The organism is Aestuariivirga sp. (genome assembly GCF_047600585.1).
Classification (GTDB): Bacteria; Pseudomonadota; Alphaproteobacteria; order Rhizobiales; family Aestuariivirgaceae; genus Aestuariivirga.
The window spans coordinates 1,049,347-1,064,397 of the sequence record NZ_JASGKP010000001.1 but is presented as its reverse complement, the minus strand read 5'-3'; the positions used below and the strand labels follow the sequence as shown (position 1 = coordinate 1,064,397).

The window sequence follows — 15,051 nt, the reverse complement described above, 5'->3', positions numbered from 1 at the left end:
CCGGACATTCTCAGCGCGGCTGGAGCTCAGAGGTCTTCTCGTCGGCCTTGGGGTCGACGGGTTCTGCCAGGGCGATCACGATCCGGTCCTTCGTCCGCAGGTCGATTTCGCGAATGCCCTTCGAGAGGATATTCTGCTTCTGATCCAGCTCGGCCACCCGTTGCAGCGCGGCGTCCATGTTGGCCTCGGGCAGGTCGATTTTCACGCCATTGTCGAGGTACAGGGTCCACCGGCGCTCACCCACTCGGGCAGCTGCCTGAACCTTCTGCATTAGAGCAGGTATGGCTTCCATCTGGTTAACGTAATCGGCGGCGGCAAGATTTGCACCCTTGCCGCTGACCAGCGGAAGCTGCCGCAGGGACAAGGGGTTAAGCCCACTCATCTCCACGCCGTTGCGGTCGATGACCGAATAGTTGCCGTCCTTCTGCCAGATGGCGAAGGGCTTGCGCTCGTTGAGCGTGATCTCAAGGGAATTGGGGAAGGTGCGGCGCACTTCCGCATCCGCCACCCAGTCGAGGGATTCAAGCAGGATGCGGGCTTCGTCGGCGTTGAAGCCCACGAGGCTGCCGCCGGGGCGCACCCCGATGTGATCGAGCACCACAGCCGGTTCATGATGCATGAGGCCGGTGATGCGGATGTCCTCCGCTGCCATGCCGAAGACGGCGGCGAGACGGCCGTTGAAATTGTTGAAGGGGCTGCCCTCGTAGGTGAAGGCTCCACCATCGGCCGCACCCACGATGATGCTGGCGCCGAGGAACAGCACGCCGAAGCCGCGCGCCGCGGCGCGCACCGGCAGGCTCGTCAGGCGGGCTTCCCACTTGCCCTGGCGCGACCGCTTCAGCGGTCGAGGGACGCGTCGTTGACCATCCATGTCACCAACTCCTCAAAGGAATGACCCGCATGCGCCGCCAGTTCCGGCACCAGCGAGGTGCCGGTCATGCCCGGCTGTGTATTGGTTTCGAGCAGGATCAGCTCCGGCTCCTTGTTCGGTGCATCGTCGAGGCGGAAGTCCGAGCGGGACACGCCGCGGCAACCGAGCGCCTGGTGCGCCATGATCGCGTACATCTGCACCTTGCGGTAAATCTCAATGGGGATTTCGGCAGGCAGGATATGCTGCGAACCACCGGGTGCATACTTCGACTGGTAGTCGTACCAGCCCGAGGCCTTTGAAACGATGTCGATGACGCCCAGCGCCACGTCGCCCATCACGGCGCAGGTGAGTTCGCGGCCTGGCACGAAGCGCTCGACCATGACGTTGTCACCGAAGATCTCGCGCTGTTCGAGGATCATCTTCGGCGGGCCGTTCTTGGTTTCGGTGACGATGTGGACGCCGACGCTGGAGCCCTCCGCCACCGGCTTCACCACATACGGCACCGGCATGGCGTGATCGGCGGCTGCATCCTCGATGGGGACGAGCTTGCTCTCTGCCAGCGGAATGCCGGCAGCGCGGAACAGCACCTTCGACATTTCCTTGTGCATGGCGACCGCGGAGGCGCGCACGCCGGAATGGGTATAGGGAATGCGCAGCGTTTCGAGCAGTGCCGCAGCGCAGCCATCCTCGCCCCACTTGCCGTGGAGGGCGTTGAAGGCCACGTCCGGCTGCATGTCGAGCAGCACGCTGCTGATCGTCTCGCGCTTCACGTCGACCATGATGGCATTGAAGCCGGCGCGCTTCAGCGCCCCGAAGCAGGCTTCACCGGAGGCGAGCGAGACCTTGCGCTCCGCCGACCAGCCGCCCATCAGCACGGCAACCGTGGTCTGCTCGGGAATGCGCTTCTTCTTCTCGGTCATGTGGCGTCTCCGGCGGCAAGGCCGATGCGCTTGATCTCCCAGTCGAGATCGATGCCCGAGGTTTCCTTCACCTTGCGGCGGACGGTTTCGCCCAGTTCCTCGATCTGTGCGGCAGTCGCCCCGCCCTCGTTGATCAGGAAGTTGCAGTGCAGCTCCGAGACCTTGGCGGGACCGACGGCGAAGCCGCGCATGCCGGCCTTGTCGATGAGCTGCCAGGACTTGTTGTTGGGCGGGTTCTTGAAGGTGGAGCCGCCGGTGCGGCTCTTGACCGGCTGGGTCGCCTCGCGGCTCTCGGTGATCTTGTCCATGGCGGCAAGGATATCCGCCGTCACCCCCGGCCTGCCCTGCAGCAGCGCCTGGGTGAACACCAGGTCCTCCGGCGCCCCGCAGTGCCGGTAGGTGTATTTCATGTCGGCGTTGCTGAGCACGCGGATCGTTCCTTCACGGTCAACGGCACGCGCTTCCACGAGCACGTCCTTGGTTTCGCCGCCGTACGCGCCGCCGTTCATCCGGAGCGCGCCGCCAATCGTGCCCGGTATACCTCTCAGAAAGGTTAACCCATCGATACCATTGTCGGCGGCAAAGCGCGCCACCCGCACGTCCGGCACGGCGGTGCCGCAGCGGATGCGGTGCCCCTCTTCCACCGCAACGTCACCGAAGCCGCGGCCGAGGCGGATGACCACGCCCTTCACCCCGCCATCACGGATCAGCATGTTGGAGCCGACGCCGATGGGATAGACCGGAATGTCGCGCGGCGTGTTCTTCAGGAAGTGAGCAAGGTCGGCCTCGTCAGCGGGCGCATAGAGCACCTCGGCCGGGCCGCCGACGCGGAACCAGGTGAGATCAGCAAGCGGCGCATTGGGCTCCAGCCGCCCGCGCACTTCGGGCAGTCGCTTCAGAAGGGCTTCACCATCGATCTTGGTCATCACTGGTCCAGGGCTGCGAGTTCACCGGGAAGGGCATAGGCCCACTGCGTCACCGTGCCGGCGCCGAGGCAGACGACGATGTCGCCGGGCGAAACGAGTCGCTTCACCTGGGGCGCAAGCTGCTTGGGATCGTCGATGTGCATGACCGAACGATGGCCGTGGGCGCGGATACCGTCGGCAAGATGGGTGTGGGTGGCGCCCTCGATGGGCGCTTCGCCTGCCGCATAGACCGGCGCCAGGATCACCGAGTCCGCATCGTTGAAGCAGGAGCAGAACTCGTTGAAGAGGCTCGACAGGCGCGTGTAGCGGTGCGGCTGCATGACGGCGACGACCTTGCCCTTTGTGACGCGGCGGGCGGCGGCCAGCACGGCCGAGATCTCGACGGGGTGATGGCCATAGTCGTCGAACACAGTGACGCCGTTGTGCTCGCCGGTGCGGGTGAAGCGACGCTTCACGCCTTCAAAGCTGGAGAGACCCTTGCGGATCTGGTCCTCGCCGAGGCCAAGTTCGCGCGCCACGGCGAGCGCCGCGGTGGAGTTGAGCGCGTTGTGATCGCCCGGCATGCGGAGTGCCAAGTCGGTGATGTCGGTGGTCTTGCCGGTGACGCGGTCGGTGACGCGCACCGAGAAGCGCGTGGCGCCATCGGAGAAGGCGACATCGCTGAGGCGGTAGTCGGCCTGCGGGCTCCGGCCATAGGTGATGACCCGGCGGTCGCGCACGCGGCCGATCATCTCCTGCACCACCGGGTGATCGATGCACATCACGGCGAAACCATAGAAGGGAATGTTCTCGACGAAAGCGAGGAAGGCTTCCTTCGCCTTGTCAAAAGTGCCGTAGTGATCGAGATGCTCGGGATCGATGTTGGTGACGATCACCACATCGGCCGGCAGCTTCACGAAGGTGCCGTCGGACTCATCCGACTCCACCACCATCCAGTCGCCCTTGCCGAGGCGCGCATTGGTGCCATAGGCATTGATGATGCCGCCGTTGATGACGGTGGGATCGAGGCCGCCGGCATCGAGGAGTGCGGCCACGATCGAGGTCGTCGTCGTCTTGCCGTGGGTGCCGCCCACTGCGACGCAGGACTTGAAACGCATCAGCTCGGCCAGCATCTCGGCGCGGCGCACCACCGGCAGGTAGCGGCGGCGGGCCTCGACGAGTTCCGGATTGTCGGCCTTCACGGCAGACGAGATGACCACCACCTGCGCATCGCCGATGTTCTTCGCCTCGTGGCCGATCGCCACCTCGATGCCGTGCTTGCGCAGGCGCGCGACGTTGTAGTTGTCGGAAATGTCCGAGCCCTGCACCTTGTAGTTCAGGGTCGCCATCACCTCGGCGATGCCGCTCATGCCGATGCCGCCGATGCCGATGAAATGGATGGGGCCTACGTCGCGTGGAAGTTTCATGCGTCTCTCTTCTCGGGTCGGGCCGCCTCAGCGGACCAGAATGCTTTGCAGGGTATCGGCGAGGGCACGGGCCGCATCGGGCCGCCCATGCCGAAGCGCCGCCGCGGCGGCCTCCTTAAGACGTTCGGGCCGGGACAGCAACTCCGCCAGGAAGGCCGCAAATCCGGTGGTTTCGATGCCGCTTTGCGGCTTCAGCCAGCCGGCCCCGGCGCGCTCGAAACTCTCGGCATTGCGGAGCTGGTCATTGTCGAGGGCATGCGGCAGCGGCACCAGGATGGCGGGCCGGCCGACCACGCCCAGTTCGGCGATGGTGGAGGCCCCCGAGCGGGCAATGACGAGATGGCTTCCTGCCATGCGCTTCGGCATGTCCATGAAGAAGGGGCTGAGGTCGGCCTGCACCCCTGCCCTGGCATAGGCCTCCTTCACGCGGGGAAGATCTTCCTCGCGGCACTGCTGGGTGATGACGAGGCGCTTCTGCACCTCGGCGGGAAGGGCCGCCACCACGGGCGGCATCATGTCGGAGAAATAGCGGGCACCCTGGCTGCCGCCGAAGACGAGAAGCTGGATCGGGCCAGCGGGATCAAGCGCCGGATAGGCCGCCGCCGCCACGGCCTTCACGACCGCGCGCACGGGGTTGCCGGTGAGCACCACCTTCCCCGTCGCTTCCGGCGGAATGAGGCGGACATTCTCGAACGAGGTTGCGACCTTGGTGACGCGGGTGGAAAGCAGCTTGTTGGCGCGGCCCAGCACCGAATTCTGTTCATGCACCAGCGAAGGCACGCCGAGATGGGCCGCAGCCATTAGCGGCGGCAGTGAGGGATAGCCGCCGAAGCCTGCAACGGCGACGGCCTCATTGCTGCGGATCAACTGCTTGGAGAGGCGGTAGCCGGAATAGAGTCGCCACAGCCGCCCGGGCAGGCGCAGCGGATCGGACAGCGAGAGTGTCGCCGAGGGCACGATGTGCACCTTCTCGGCAGGAAAGGACTTGCCGTAGTCGCGCACGCGCTCGTCCGTCATCAAATGGATGCGGAAGCCGCGGCCCACCAGTTCCTCGGCGAGCGCCTGGGCCGGAAAGAGATGGCCGCCGGTGCCACCGGCGGCGAGCATCACCAGCCTGCCTTGTCCGTGGGCCGCCACGTTAGGCCGCCTGTTCGGAGAGGCTGAGGCGCGACGGCTGCTGCTGCGAGGAGCCGCGCGCCAGCGCCAGCACGAAGCCCATGGCCATGGCCGTGCCGAGAAGCGACGAACCACCCGACGAGATGAAGGGCAGCGTCATGCCCTTGGCGGGCAGCAGCGCCACGTTCACGCCCATGTTGATGACGGCCTGCAGGCCGAACATGGTGACGAGACCCGAAAGCGCCAGTGCGGCGAAGGGATCGTTCTCCGCCTTCGCCTTCGACAGCACGCGCATGACGATGAAGATGAAGAAGGCCATGAGGGCGAGGCAGGCGATGGCGCCGAACTCCTCGCCCACCACGGCGAAGCTGAAATCGGTATGGGCGTCGGGCAGCACCAGTTTGGCCTGACCGCCACCGGGGCCCGTGCCAAGGAAACCGCCGTTGCGGAAGGCTTCCATGGCCGTGTCCGTCTGGAAGGTGTCGCCGTTCTCGGGGCTGAGGAAGCGGTCGATGCGCGAGGTGACGTGCGGCACGAGCAGATAGGCAAAGACGCCGCCGATGACGCCCACACCGAGAAGGCCGAAGATCACCACCCAGGGAATGCCGAAGACGAGCAGCATGGCGCCGGTCGTCGCAACAACGAGTGCGGTCTGCCCGAAGTCCGGCTGGACCACGAGAAGCCCGATGAAGACGAGCCCCATGACATAGGCGATGATGTGACCCGGCATGTCCGGCCGGCGAGTGCGCTCGGCGAGGAACCAGCTTGCCGCCACCACGTAGCAGGGCTTGGCGAATTCGGAGGGCTGCAGGTTGAGCGGGCCGAGGTTGATCCAGCGGTGCGCGCCCTTGATCTCCGGACCGAACTTGAGGGCGAGCACCATGAGGGCGAGCGAGCCGATGAAGCCCGCGATCCCGGCGCGGCGCACCCAGGCGATGTCGAAGAACGACAGCGTGACGAGGCCGATCACCGCGAAGAACAGGAAATAGAGCTGGTTGCGGAAGAAGTGGAAGCTGTCGAGGCCGATGCGCTCGGCAACCGGCGGGCTTGCCGCCATGCTGACGAGCACGCCCATGGCCATGAGCAGAAGCACGGCGGAGATGAGCGCCCTGTCGATGGTGAACCACCAGCGGGCAAGAGCGCCACGGTCACTGCGCGAGATCAGCATCAGCTTGTCCTCTCCTGTGTCATGCGGATACCCGGCAGGCGGGACACCAGTTCGGCGAAGGCATCGCCACGGACTTCAAAATTCTTGTACTGGTCGAAGGAGGCGCAGGCGGGCGACAGCAGCACCACGGGATCAACCTCTGCCGAAGCGGAGGCATCACGGTGCGCGGCCTGCACGGCGCGCGGAAGCGTCTCGCAAATTTCGTAAGCGACCTTGCCCTCGAGCGTGGCGGCGAATTCGGCGGCGGCAACGCCGATCAGATAGGCCTTGCGGATGCGCGGGAAATACGGCGCCAGCGGCTCGATGCCGCCCGACTTGGCGATGCCGCCCGCGATCCAGAAGATGTTGTTGTAGCTGGCAAGCGCCTTCTCGGCCGCGTCGGCATTGGTTGCCTTCGAGTCATTGACGAAGGCGACTGCCCCTGCCCGGCCAATTTCCTGCATGCGGTGGGCAAGGCCCGGGAAGCTCCGCATGGCGTCGGCAATCACCTTGGCGTCGACGCCCATGGCACGGGCCGCGCCATAGGCCATGCAGGCGTTCTGCCAGTTGTGGCGTCCGCGCAGGGCGGGCATGTCGCGAAGATCGATGGTGGCGCTGACACCGCCATCCCGCATGTCGCGCAGGATGCCGTCATGGGCGCTGATGCCGTTCTCGAGCGCGCGCGTGACCGAGACGCGGCGCACGTCCGGGCCGCCGTGAATGCGGTCGGCGATCTTCTCGCACCAAGCATCATCGACGCCCACAAGCGCCGTCTGGCCGTCGCGCTGCTTCGCGAACATGCGCGCCTTCACATCGGCGTAGTGTTCCATGGTGCCGTGACGGTCGAGATGATCGGGCGTCAAATTGGTGAGAATGCCGACGTCCGGCGAAAGGCCCGGCATCAGGTCGATCTGGAAGGAGGAAAGTTCCAGCACGTAGACGCGCTCGCGCGCCGGCGCCCGAAGGTTGAACACGGCCTGGCCGATGTTACCGCCCACATCGACATCGAGACCCGCTTCCTTCAGCACATGACCGGTAAGCGCGGTCGTGGTCGACTTGCCGTTGGTGCCGGTGATCGCCACCATGCGGGACCCCGTGCCCTGCATGGCGCGGGCGAAGACTTCCGTGTCGCCGATCACCTCGATGCCGGCGGCGCGCGCCTTCACCACCGTCCAGTGCGGCTCGGGATGGGTGAGCGGCACGCCGGGGCTGAGCACCAGGGCCGAGAGCGTCTTGAAATCGACGGTATGCAGGTTGGTGACTTGCAGGCCTTCGGCGCGGGCCTTCTCGACCGCCGGGTCGCTGTCGTCCCAGGCAAAGACCTCAGCACCGCCCAGGCTCAGCGCACGGGCGCAGGAAATGCCGGAGCGCGCCAGCCCGAACATGGCGACGCGCTTTCCCTTGAACTGCGAGACGGCGAACATCGTGGCCTCACCTCAGCTTCAGGGTTGAAAGGCCGATCAGGGCCAGCACAAAGGCGATGATCCAGAAGCGGATCACGATGGTCGGTTCCTTCCAGCCCTTCTGTTCATAGTGATGGTGGAGCGGCGCCATGGCGAAAACGCGCTTCCCCGTCATCTTGAAGGAGATCACCTGCACGATCACCGAGACGGTTTCGAGCACGAAGAGGCCGCCGATGATGGCGAGCACGATCTCGTGCTTCACCGCGACGGCGATGGCGCCCAGCGCACCGCCGAGCGAGAGCGAACCCGTGTCGCCCATGAAGATCATGGCGGGCGGCGCGTTGAACCAGAGGAAGCCGAGCCCTGCCCCCACCAGGGCCCCGCAGATGATGGCGAGTTCACCGGTGCCGCGGACGAAATGGAGCTGCAGGTATTCCGAGAAGACGAAGTTGCCGACGAGATAGCAGATGAGTCCGTAGCTTGCGGCGGCGATCATGACCGGCATGATGGCGAGGCCATCGAGGCCGTCGGTGATGTTCACGGCATTGCCCGCACCCACCACCACCAGCATGCCCACGATGATGAAGAAGGGGCCGAAATAGATGAGCAGGTCCTTGAGGAAGGGAACCGCGAGCGACATGGAAAGCGGCTTCTCGCCGATCCACATGAAGCAGCCGACGGTGATGCCGGCGATGGCGAATTCCGCGAAGAGGCGGAGCCTCGACGAGAAGCCGCGCACCGAGGCGCGCGTCACCTTGAGATAGTCGTCGTAGAAGCCGATGGCGCCGAAGCCGAGGGTGACGAAGAGCACGCCCCAGACATAGAGGTTGGTGAGGTCAGCCCAGAGAATGGTGGCGACGAAGACACCAGAGAGGATCATGAGTCCGCCCATGGTGGGCGTGCCCTGCTTCTCGACGATGTGGCGCTGCGGCCCGTCGGTGCGGATCGGCTGGCCCTTGCCCTGCTTCACCTTGAGCAGCGAGATGATGCGCGGCCCGAAGACGAAGATGAAGAGCAGTGCGGTGAGGATGGCGCCGCCGGTGCGCGTCGTCAGGTAGCGGAAGACGTTGAACGCCTGGACTTCGGTCGAGAAGGTGGAGAAGAGATAATAGAGCATCGTGTCATGTATCCTTGGCGGCCGGCCACTTCGCTTTCATCGCCTCCACGAGGGGTCCCATGCGGCTGCCGAGCGAGCCCTTGACCATCACCACGTCGCCGGGCCTGAGCCCTGCGAGCAATGCGTCTTTCAGTTGCTCTGAACTCTCCGCATGCAGGCCGCGCCGCTCCGCGCGCGTGGCCTGAAAGAGGTGTGCCATGAGGGGGCCGGCGGCGTATAGGACATCGACATGGGCCGAGTCCAATGCTTCGGCGAGGCCCGCATGGAGCGCCGGGCTGCTCTCGCCCAGCTCCAGCATGTCGCCCAGAACGGCGATGCGGCGGCCATTCCGGCCCGGCTTCGACTGGGCGAGAAGGGCGAGTGCGGCGCGCACCGAGGCCGGATTGGCGTTGTAGCTTTCATCGATGAGGAGAAGTTCCCCGCCCGGCATGGACAGCGCCTGCTGCACGCCCCTGCCTTTGGCAGGCTTCGCTTCCGACAGGGCAAGAGCCGCCCGCGCCAGATCAGCACCCATGAGCTTTGCGGCTGCGAGCACAGCAAGGCTGTTGATCGCCATGTGTTCGCCCGGCATGCCGAGCTTGTAGATCACCTGTTCGCCCATGATCGAGGCGGTCACGCAGCAGCAGGTGGGATGAAGCGCAAGCTGCGTGAGCCTGACCTCGGCCTCCGCATGACGGCCGAAGCCATAGACCTTGGCGATGCCGGCCTTGCGGGCCGCGGCGGCCAGCTTGTCGAAGAAGGGCGTGTCGCGATTGATAACGGCAGCCCCGCCCGGCACCACGCCCGAGAAGATTTCGGCCTTGGCATCGGCAATTTCATCCAGCGAGGCGAAGTGGCCGAGATGGCTTGCCGCGATGGTGGTGACGATCGCCACATGCGGACGCACGAAGCCCACGAGCGGCGTGATCTCGCCCGGATGGTTCATGCCCACTTCGAAGACGCCGAAGGCCGCATCGCGCGGGAAGCGGGCAAGCGTGAGCGGCACGCCCCAGTGATTGTTGAACGAGGCCGCCGAGGCATGGGTGAGGCCTGAAACCGAAAGCGCCACGCGCAGCATTTCCTTGGTGCTGGTCTTGCCCACGCTGCCGGTGACGGCGACGACCTGCGCTCTGCTCCGTGCCCTGGCGGCACGGCCAAGGTCCTCGAGGCCGCGCAGCGGATCCTCGGCGACGACGAGACACGGGCCTGCCGCTTCCATCTCGGGCGTCGTGCGCGAAACCATGGCGACGCCTGCGCCGCCCTTCAGCGCGGTTGCCGCAAAATCATGCCCGTCCATCTTCTCGCCCTTGATGGCAACGAAGATGTCGCCGTCGCGGAGCGTGCGCGTGTCGATCGAGACGTCATGCATCGCGCGGGTCACCGGCGAAGTGAGCCGGCCCTTGGTGGCGGCGACAAGTTCGTCTGCGCTCCAGAGCGGATGTTGACCCGCGTCAGCCATGATAGTCCTCGTTCCTCATGGCGGCCCTCACGGCGGCGTGGTCGCTGAAGGGGCGGACCTCCTTGCCGATGATCTGGCCTTCCTCGTGACCCTTTCCGGCCACGAGCACAATGTCCCCTGCTCCCGCCTTCGCCACGGCCTCGCGGATCGCCTTGGCGCGGTCGCCGATTTCGATGGCGCCCTTCGCCGCCGCCATCACCTCGCGGCGGATGGTGGCGGGATCTTCGGTGCGCGGATTGTCGTCGGTGAGAATGGCCGTATCGGCAAACTTCACCGCCACCGCGCCCATGAGCGGGCGCTTGCCCTTGTCGCGGTCACCACCGCAGCCGAAGACCACGATCAGTTTCCTTTCCGCATAGGGGCGGAGCGAGGCGAGCGCATTCTCAAGCGCGTCGGGCGTATGGGCATAGTCGACGAAGACGGAGGCGCCAGCATTGTTCTTGCCGACGAGATCGAGACGGCCCGTGGCGCCCTTCAGAAGGCTGAGCGAGCGCAGCGCGATTTCAGTCTCGCCCCCTGCAGCAATGACGAGGCCTGCTGCCACCAGCGCGTTCGATGCCTGGAAGTCACCCACCAGCGGCAGCGTCACGGCATGAAGGCCGGTCGCGGTTTCAAGCGAGAGATGTTGCTCCAATCCCTCACGGCGCGAGGAGACGAGACGGATATCGTGCCCCTTGTGACCGACCGTGAATGTGGCGAGGCCATGGGCCTCGGCGCGGATACGCACTTCCTCGCCGTGGGGCGAATCCATGTTGATGACGGCTGGCGCCCCCGCCGGAAGCAGCTCGGTGAAGAGCCGCATCTTGGCTTCGAAGTAGTCATCGAAGGTGGCGTGATAGTCGAGATGGTCGCGCGTCAGGTTGGTGAAGGCCGCAGCGGTGAGGCGAAGGCCATCGAGACGGTATTGCGAGAGGCCGTGGCTCGAGGCTTCGATGGCAAGATGGCTCACATGATCCTCGGCGAGTTTCGCCGCGAGCGCCTGAAGCTGCACAGGATCGGGCGTGGTGTGGGCGAGATATTCCGCTCCCGCAGGACCGACCACGCCGATGGTGCCGAGGCTTGCGGCGCGGAAGCCCATGGCCTCCCAGATCTGCCGCACGAAGACAGAGACGGAGGTCTTGCCGTTTGTGCCCGTGACGGCAACGATCGTATCGGGCTGGCGGTCATGGAAGCGCGCCGCCATCAGCGCGAGCAAGCGCCGCGGATTGTCTGTGGGGATGATCGTTCCGGGACCCGCGTAGCTGCCGGGCGATGCGATCACCGCAACGGCGCCCGCGGCAAGGGCCTGCGGAATGAAGGCCGAGCCATCCACCTTGGTCCCCGGCAATGCCGCAAAAACGAAACCGGGCTTCACCGCCCGGCTATCGGAGGTGAGGCCCGCCACAAGCAGGTCGCCCGCCGCGACAGGCACCGCGGCGTCATGGGCAACAAGGCGGGCGAGGCTCTTCGGCATGTCAGTTCTTCTTCAACGCTTCCTGCTTCTCGAGCTTTGCCAGCTTCTCGAGATCGGCATCGGTGAATTGCGGCGAGACGCCGAGGATGGGCGCCACGCGCTCGATGATCTTGCCCGCCGTCGGCACGGCGTTCCAGCCGGCAGTGGCGAAGCCATAGGTCTCGGGCAGCGCCTTCGGCTCATCGAGCATCACGAAGATCGCATAGCGCGGCTTGTCCATGGGGAAGGCGCCGATGAAGGAGGCGAGGTTGCGGCCCTTGGCATAGCGGCCGTTCACCACCTTTTCGGCGGTGCCGGTCTTGCCGCCGACGCGATAGCCGATGACATCGGCCTTGCCGGCGGAGCCCTCTGTGGCATTGAGGCGGAAAAGATAGCGCATCTTTTCTGATGTTGACGGCTTGACGATCTGCTGCGCCACCACTTCCGCTTCCTCCTTCGAGCGCTTGATGAACGTCGGCGGAATCAGTTTCCCGTCATTGAGAAGACCCGCGACGACCGACAAGCCTTGCAGGGGCTGCACGGCAAAACCATGGCCGAATGCGGCGGTTGCGGAAACAAGTTTGCTCCACCGCCGGGGCAGGATTGGGCGAGCGGTTTCAGGCACTTCCGTCTCCAGCCTGTCGAAGAGGCCGACGCGGCGGAGGAATTCCTGGTGACGCTCCAGCCCCACCTGCAGCGCCATGCGGGCGGTGCCGATGTTGGAGGAGTTGGTGAAGATCTCAGGCACCGAAAGGAAGCGGTGCAGGTTGTGGAAGTCGTTGATGCGCGCACTGCCGATGGCCAGCGGGAAGCGCGCATCGAACTTCGAGTCCATGGTGATGGTACCATAGTCGAAGGCCATGGCGAAGGTGACAGCCTTGATCACCGAGCCCAGCTCATAGACGCCGCTCAGCATGCGGTTCTGCTGGTCCTTGGTGAAGACCTTGGGCTCTGCGTTCGGGTTGTAGTCGGGCAGCGACACAAGCGATACGATTTCACCTGTCTCGATGTTGAGCACGATGCCGCCACCGCCCAGCGCCTTGAACTTCTCGATCGCCTTCGAGACCTCGTCGGTCATGGCGTGCTGGACACGAAGGTCGATCGACAGTTCGGCGGGTGCTGCCACCTGCTTCTGCGGATCGGCGAGAGAGGCGGTGTAGATGGCGCCCGCGTTGTCGAGATACTTCTCGATGCCGGCGATGCCCTTGGTGTCCATGTCGACATAGCCGACAGTGTGCGCGGCAAGGCGGCCCTGCGGATAAACGCGCTTCCGCTCGTTGATGTAGGAGACGCCGGGGATGCCGAGATTGTAGACGGCGTCGCGTTCCTCGGGGCTCACCTGGCGCTTGATCCAGGCGAAGGCGCTCTTGGGCTTGAGCAGTTTGCGGCGAAGCTCGGCGGCATCCACGTCGGGCAGTGCGGCAGTGAGGAGTTCGACGGCTTCATCCACATCCGGAATCTTGCGCGGGTCGGCATAGAGCGAAGCGACGGCAATGTCGGTCGCGAGCACATTGCCGTTGCGGTCCACGATGTCCGGGCGCGGGATGCGGTCCTGATGCTTGGCGAGTTCGGCGTTCACGTCCTCCACCGGACGCGTCACATCGATCCGCAGCAACTGCCCGGCGATGGCCATGAAGGCGAAGGCAAAGCAGAGGCCGAGCAGGCGGATGCGGTTCTGCCCGGCAAGGCGGGGCGAACCGGCAGGAACTGAAATGGTCTTGGCCTTGAGCATCATTCCATCTTCTTCAGGATGTCGCCGATGGGGTCCTTGCCTTCCTTCTCCAGCTTCACCGGCACGGTGGCCGGCACCTTGGTGAGAAGGTCTTCAACGCTGACGAACTGCTGCGCCTTCGTGGGCTGAAGGTTGAGGCTCTGTTCGGCAAGCTTCTGGATGCGTTCAGGGCGCGTCAGGCTGCTCCATTCGGCATTGAGCAGCTTGATCGTTTCACGCGTGTCGTCGATCTTGCGCTTGGTCACGGCGATGCTGCGCTCTTCGCTGCGCGTGGTGTGCTCGAGGCCATAGAGCATGTAGCCCGAGACCAGCACCGTCACCACCAGGAACGCATTCACGATCTTCAGCATCAGTGTCTCACCGGCTTGAGTTCAGGAACGCCGATCAGCGCGAGATCGGCCGGAAGGGCTTGGGCAGTGGTGCGCACGCCGGAACGAAGCTTGGCCGAGCGGGCGCGCGGATTGCGGGCAAGTTCATCCTCGCTTCCCTCCACGTGACCCTTGAAAGGCAGCGTGAAGGTGGGCACAGGCCGCGTGTCAATGCCGGGCGCATGGCGAGACGAGATCGGCACATTGCCGCTCCGCTGCGCGAAGAAGCGCTTCACCACACGGTCCTCGAGGGAATGGAAGGTGACGACGACGAGGCGTCCGCCCGGCTTCAGCATGCGCTCGGCGGCAAACAGGGCGTGGCCCAGTTCGTCGAGTTCGCCGTTCACATAAATGCGCAGTGCCTGAAAGGTGCGCGTGGCGGGATGGGTACGATCTTTCGCGCGCTGTGGGCCGGTGGCCGCCTCAACGGCGCGGACGAGATCGAAGGTGGTGCGGAGCGGTGCCTCGTCCCTTGCCTTGACGATGGCGCGTGCGATGTGGCGCGAGCGATGTTCCTCACCCAGCACGAAGATGATGTCGGCCAATGCTTCCGCCGGAAGCGTGTTGACGAGATCGGCAGCGGAGCGCCCCTCCGCCGACATGCGCATGTCGAGGGGCCCGTCGCGCAGGAAGGAGAAGCCGCGCTCGGCCTCGTCGAGCTGCATGGAGGAAACGCCGATGTCGAGCACGATGCCGTCCACCATCTCGGCCACGAGGTCTTCCATCTCGCCGAAGGTGCCGTGCAGAAGCTTGAGCCGGCCACCACTTGCCACAACGGCCGCCTGCCCTGCTGCGATGGCGGTGGGATCGCGGTCGATGGCGACCACCCGGCATTTGGCTTGGGCGAGAATGGCCCTGGTATATCCCCCTGCCCCGAAGGTGCCGTCGACAATCACCTCGTCATCGGCGGGCGCAAGCGCCTGCAGAACCTCCTGCAACAGCACGGGCACATGCCGGGAGGCGCCATCAGGGGGCGCATGGGATGCGGGCTCTTTGGGCGTGGACACGGGACAGAAGCGACAGGGTGAACAAGGCGTTAACGAGGCCCCGACAATGCTCCGGCGATTATTAACAAACCGTTTCGAAGGCGATTCATTCCAGCCCTCCGGAAGAGCCGGAAAATCGGCCGAAAGTGAATCATTTTCAGGGGCTTGTGAGGCAAGCCTGAGACGCGG

At 65.1% G+C, this 15,051-nt stretch carries 13 protein-coding genes; all 13 read right to left on the bottom strand.

Going from position 1 to position 15,051, the window contains the following annotated elements; translation table 11 throughout:
- Positions 1-10 precede the first annotated feature (10 nt).
- Genes QM801_RS05045 through rsmH form a run of 13 tightly spaced genes read right to left on the bottom strand, consistent with a single transcriptional unit; the run spans position 11 to position 14,883 of the window.
- Complete coding sequence (locus tag QM801_RS05045) at positions 11-871, bottom strand: cell division protein FtsQ/DivIB (protein ID WP_415018122.1); 861 nt, start codon at positions 869-871, stop codon at positions 11-13.
- The gene (locus tag QM801_RS05040; protein ID WP_415018121.1) at positions 838-1,791 is read right to left on the bottom strand and encodes a D-alanine--D-alanine ligase; all 954 of its coding nucleotides are present in this window, start codon (positions 1,789-1,791) and stop codon (positions 838-840) included. The genes QM801_RS05045 and QM801_RS05040 overlap by 34 nt, the downstream gene beginning before the upstream one ends.
- Positions 1,788-2,717 (bottom strand): UDP-N-acetylmuramate dehydrogenase, encoded by a 930-nt coding sequence (murB, locus tag QM801_RS05035; protein ID WP_415018120.1) that lies wholly within the window; start codon positions 2,715-2,717, stop codon positions 1,788-1,790. The genes QM801_RS05040 and murB overlap by 4 nt, the downstream gene beginning before the upstream one ends.
- Positions 2,717-4,123 (bottom strand): UDP-N-acetylmuramate--L-alanine ligase, encoded by a 1,407-nt coding sequence (murC, locus tag QM801_RS05030; RefSeq protein ID WP_415018119.1) that lies wholly within the window; start codon positions 4,121-4,123, stop codon positions 2,717-2,719. The genes murB and murC overlap by 1 nt, the downstream gene beginning before the upstream one ends.
- A 27-nt stretch (positions 4,124-4,150) precedes the next feature.
- Positions 4,151-5,260: an undecaprenyldiphospho-muramoylpentapeptide beta-N-acetylglucosaminyltransferase gene (murG, locus tag QM801_RS05025; RefSeq protein ID WP_415018118.1), complete on the bottom strand. Its 1,110-nt coding sequence runs from the start codon at positions 5,258-5,260 to the stop codon at positions 4,151-4,153.
- A gap of 1 nt (position 5,261) precedes the next feature.
- Positions 5,262-6,407 carry an FtsW/RodA/SpoVE family cell cycle protein gene (locus QM801_RS05020; RefSeq protein ID WP_415018117.1) on the bottom strand — a complete coding sequence of 382 codons (1,146 nt, stop codon included), beginning with the start codon at positions 6,405-6,407 and terminating at the stop codon, positions 5,262-5,264.
- A complete protein-coding gene (gene murD, locus QM801_RS05015) occupies positions 6,407-7,810 on the bottom strand; it encodes a UDP-N-acetylmuramoyl-L-alanine--D-glutamate ligase (RefSeq protein WP_415018116.1) in 1,404 nt (467 codons plus the stop codon). The genes QM801_RS05020 and murD overlap by 1 nt, the downstream gene beginning before the upstream one ends.
- 7 nt (positions 7,811-7,817) lie before the next feature.
- Entirely contained in the window at positions 7,818-8,906 is a 1,089-nt protein-coding gene (gene mraY, locus QM801_RS05010; RefSeq protein WP_415018115.1) for a phospho-N-acetylmuramoyl-pentapeptide-transferase, read from the bottom strand.
- Between the two features lie 4 nt (positions 8,907-8,910).
- On the bottom strand, positions 8,911-10,344 hold the full coding sequence (locus QM801_RS05005) for a UDP-N-acetylmuramoylalanyl-D-glutamyl-2,6-diaminopimelate--D-alanyl-D-alanine ligase (protein WP_415018114.1): 1,434 nt from the start codon (positions 10,342-10,344) through the stop codon (positions 8,911-8,913).
- Complete coding sequence (locus QM801_RS05000; RefSeq protein WP_415018113.1) at positions 10,337-11,797, bottom strand: UDP-N-acetylmuramoyl-L-alanyl-D-glutamate--2,6-diaminopimelate ligase; 1,461 nt, start codon at positions 11,795-11,797, stop codon at positions 10,337-10,339. Before QM801_RS05000 ends, QM801_RS05005 begins: the two co-directional genes overlap by 8 nt.
- A gap of 1 nt (position 11,798) precedes the next feature.
- A complete protein-coding gene (locus QM801_RS04995) occupies positions 11,799-13,511 on the bottom strand; it encodes a peptidoglycan D,D-transpeptidase FtsI family protein (RefSeq protein WP_415018112.1) in 1,713 nt (570 codons plus the stop codon).
- On the bottom strand, positions 13,508-13,858 hold the full coding sequence (locus tag QM801_RS04990) for a hypothetical protein (protein WP_415018111.1): 351 nt from the start codon (positions 13,856-13,858) through the stop codon (positions 13,508-13,510). The genes QM801_RS04995 and QM801_RS04990 overlap by 4 nt, the downstream gene beginning before the upstream one ends.
- Positions 13,858-14,883 (bottom strand): 16S rRNA (cytosine(1402)-N(4))-methyltransferase RsmH, encoded by a 1,026-nt coding sequence (gene rsmH / locus QM801_RS04985; RefSeq protein ID WP_415018110.1) that lies wholly within the window; start codon positions 14,881-14,883, stop codon positions 13,858-13,860. The genes QM801_RS04990 and rsmH overlap by 1 nt, the downstream gene beginning before the upstream one ends.
- Between the last annotated feature and the right edge of the window lie 168 nt (positions 14,884-15,051).

Excerpts from the sequence above, each read along its gene's own strand:
- QM801_RS05020 (WP_415018117.1), bottom strand. The coding sequence starts at position 6,407 with ATGCTGATCTCGCGCAGTGACCGTGGCGCTCTTGCCCGCTGGTGGTTC.
- murC (WP_415018119.1), bottom strand. The coding sequence starts at position 4,123 with ATGAAACTTCCACGCGACGTAGGCCCCATCCATTTCATCGGCATCGGC.
- QM801_RS04995 (WP_415018112.1), bottom strand. The coding sequence starts at position 13,511 with ATGATGCTCAAGGCCAAGACCATTTCAGTTCCTGCCGGTTCGCCCCGC.
- QM801_RS04990 (WP_415018111.1), bottom strand. The coding sequence starts at position 13,858 with ATGCTGAAGATCGTGAATGCGTTCCTGGTGGTGACGGTGCTGGTCTCG.
- QM801_RS05000 (WP_415018113.1), bottom strand. The coding sequence starts at position 11,797 with ATGCCGAAGAGCCTCGCCCGCCTTGTTGCCCATGACGCCGCGGTGCCT.
- QM801_RS05005 (WP_415018114.1), bottom strand. The coding sequence starts at position 10,344 with ATGGCTGACGCGGGTCAACATCCGCTCTGGAGCGCAGACGAACTTGTC.
- QM801_RS05040 (WP_415018121.1), bottom strand. The coding sequence starts at position 1,791 with ATGACCGAGAAGAAGAAGCGCATTCCCGAGCAGACCACGGTTGCCGTG.
- QM801_RS05045 (WP_415018122.1), bottom strand. The coding sequence starts at position 871 with ATGGATGGTCAACGACGCGTCCCTCGACCGCTGAAGCGGTCGCGCCAG.
- murB (WP_415018120.1), bottom strand. The coding sequence starts at position 2,717 with ATGACCAAGATCGATGGTGAAGCCCTTCTGAAGCGACTGCCCGAAGTG.
- mraY (WP_415018115.1), bottom strand. The coding sequence starts at position 8,906 with ATGCTCTATTATCTCTTCTCCACCTTCTCGACCGAAGTCCAGGCGTTC.
- murD (WP_415018116.1), bottom strand. The coding sequence starts at position 7,810 with ATGTTCGCCGTCTCGCAGTTCAAGGGAAAGCGCGTCGCCATGTTCGGG.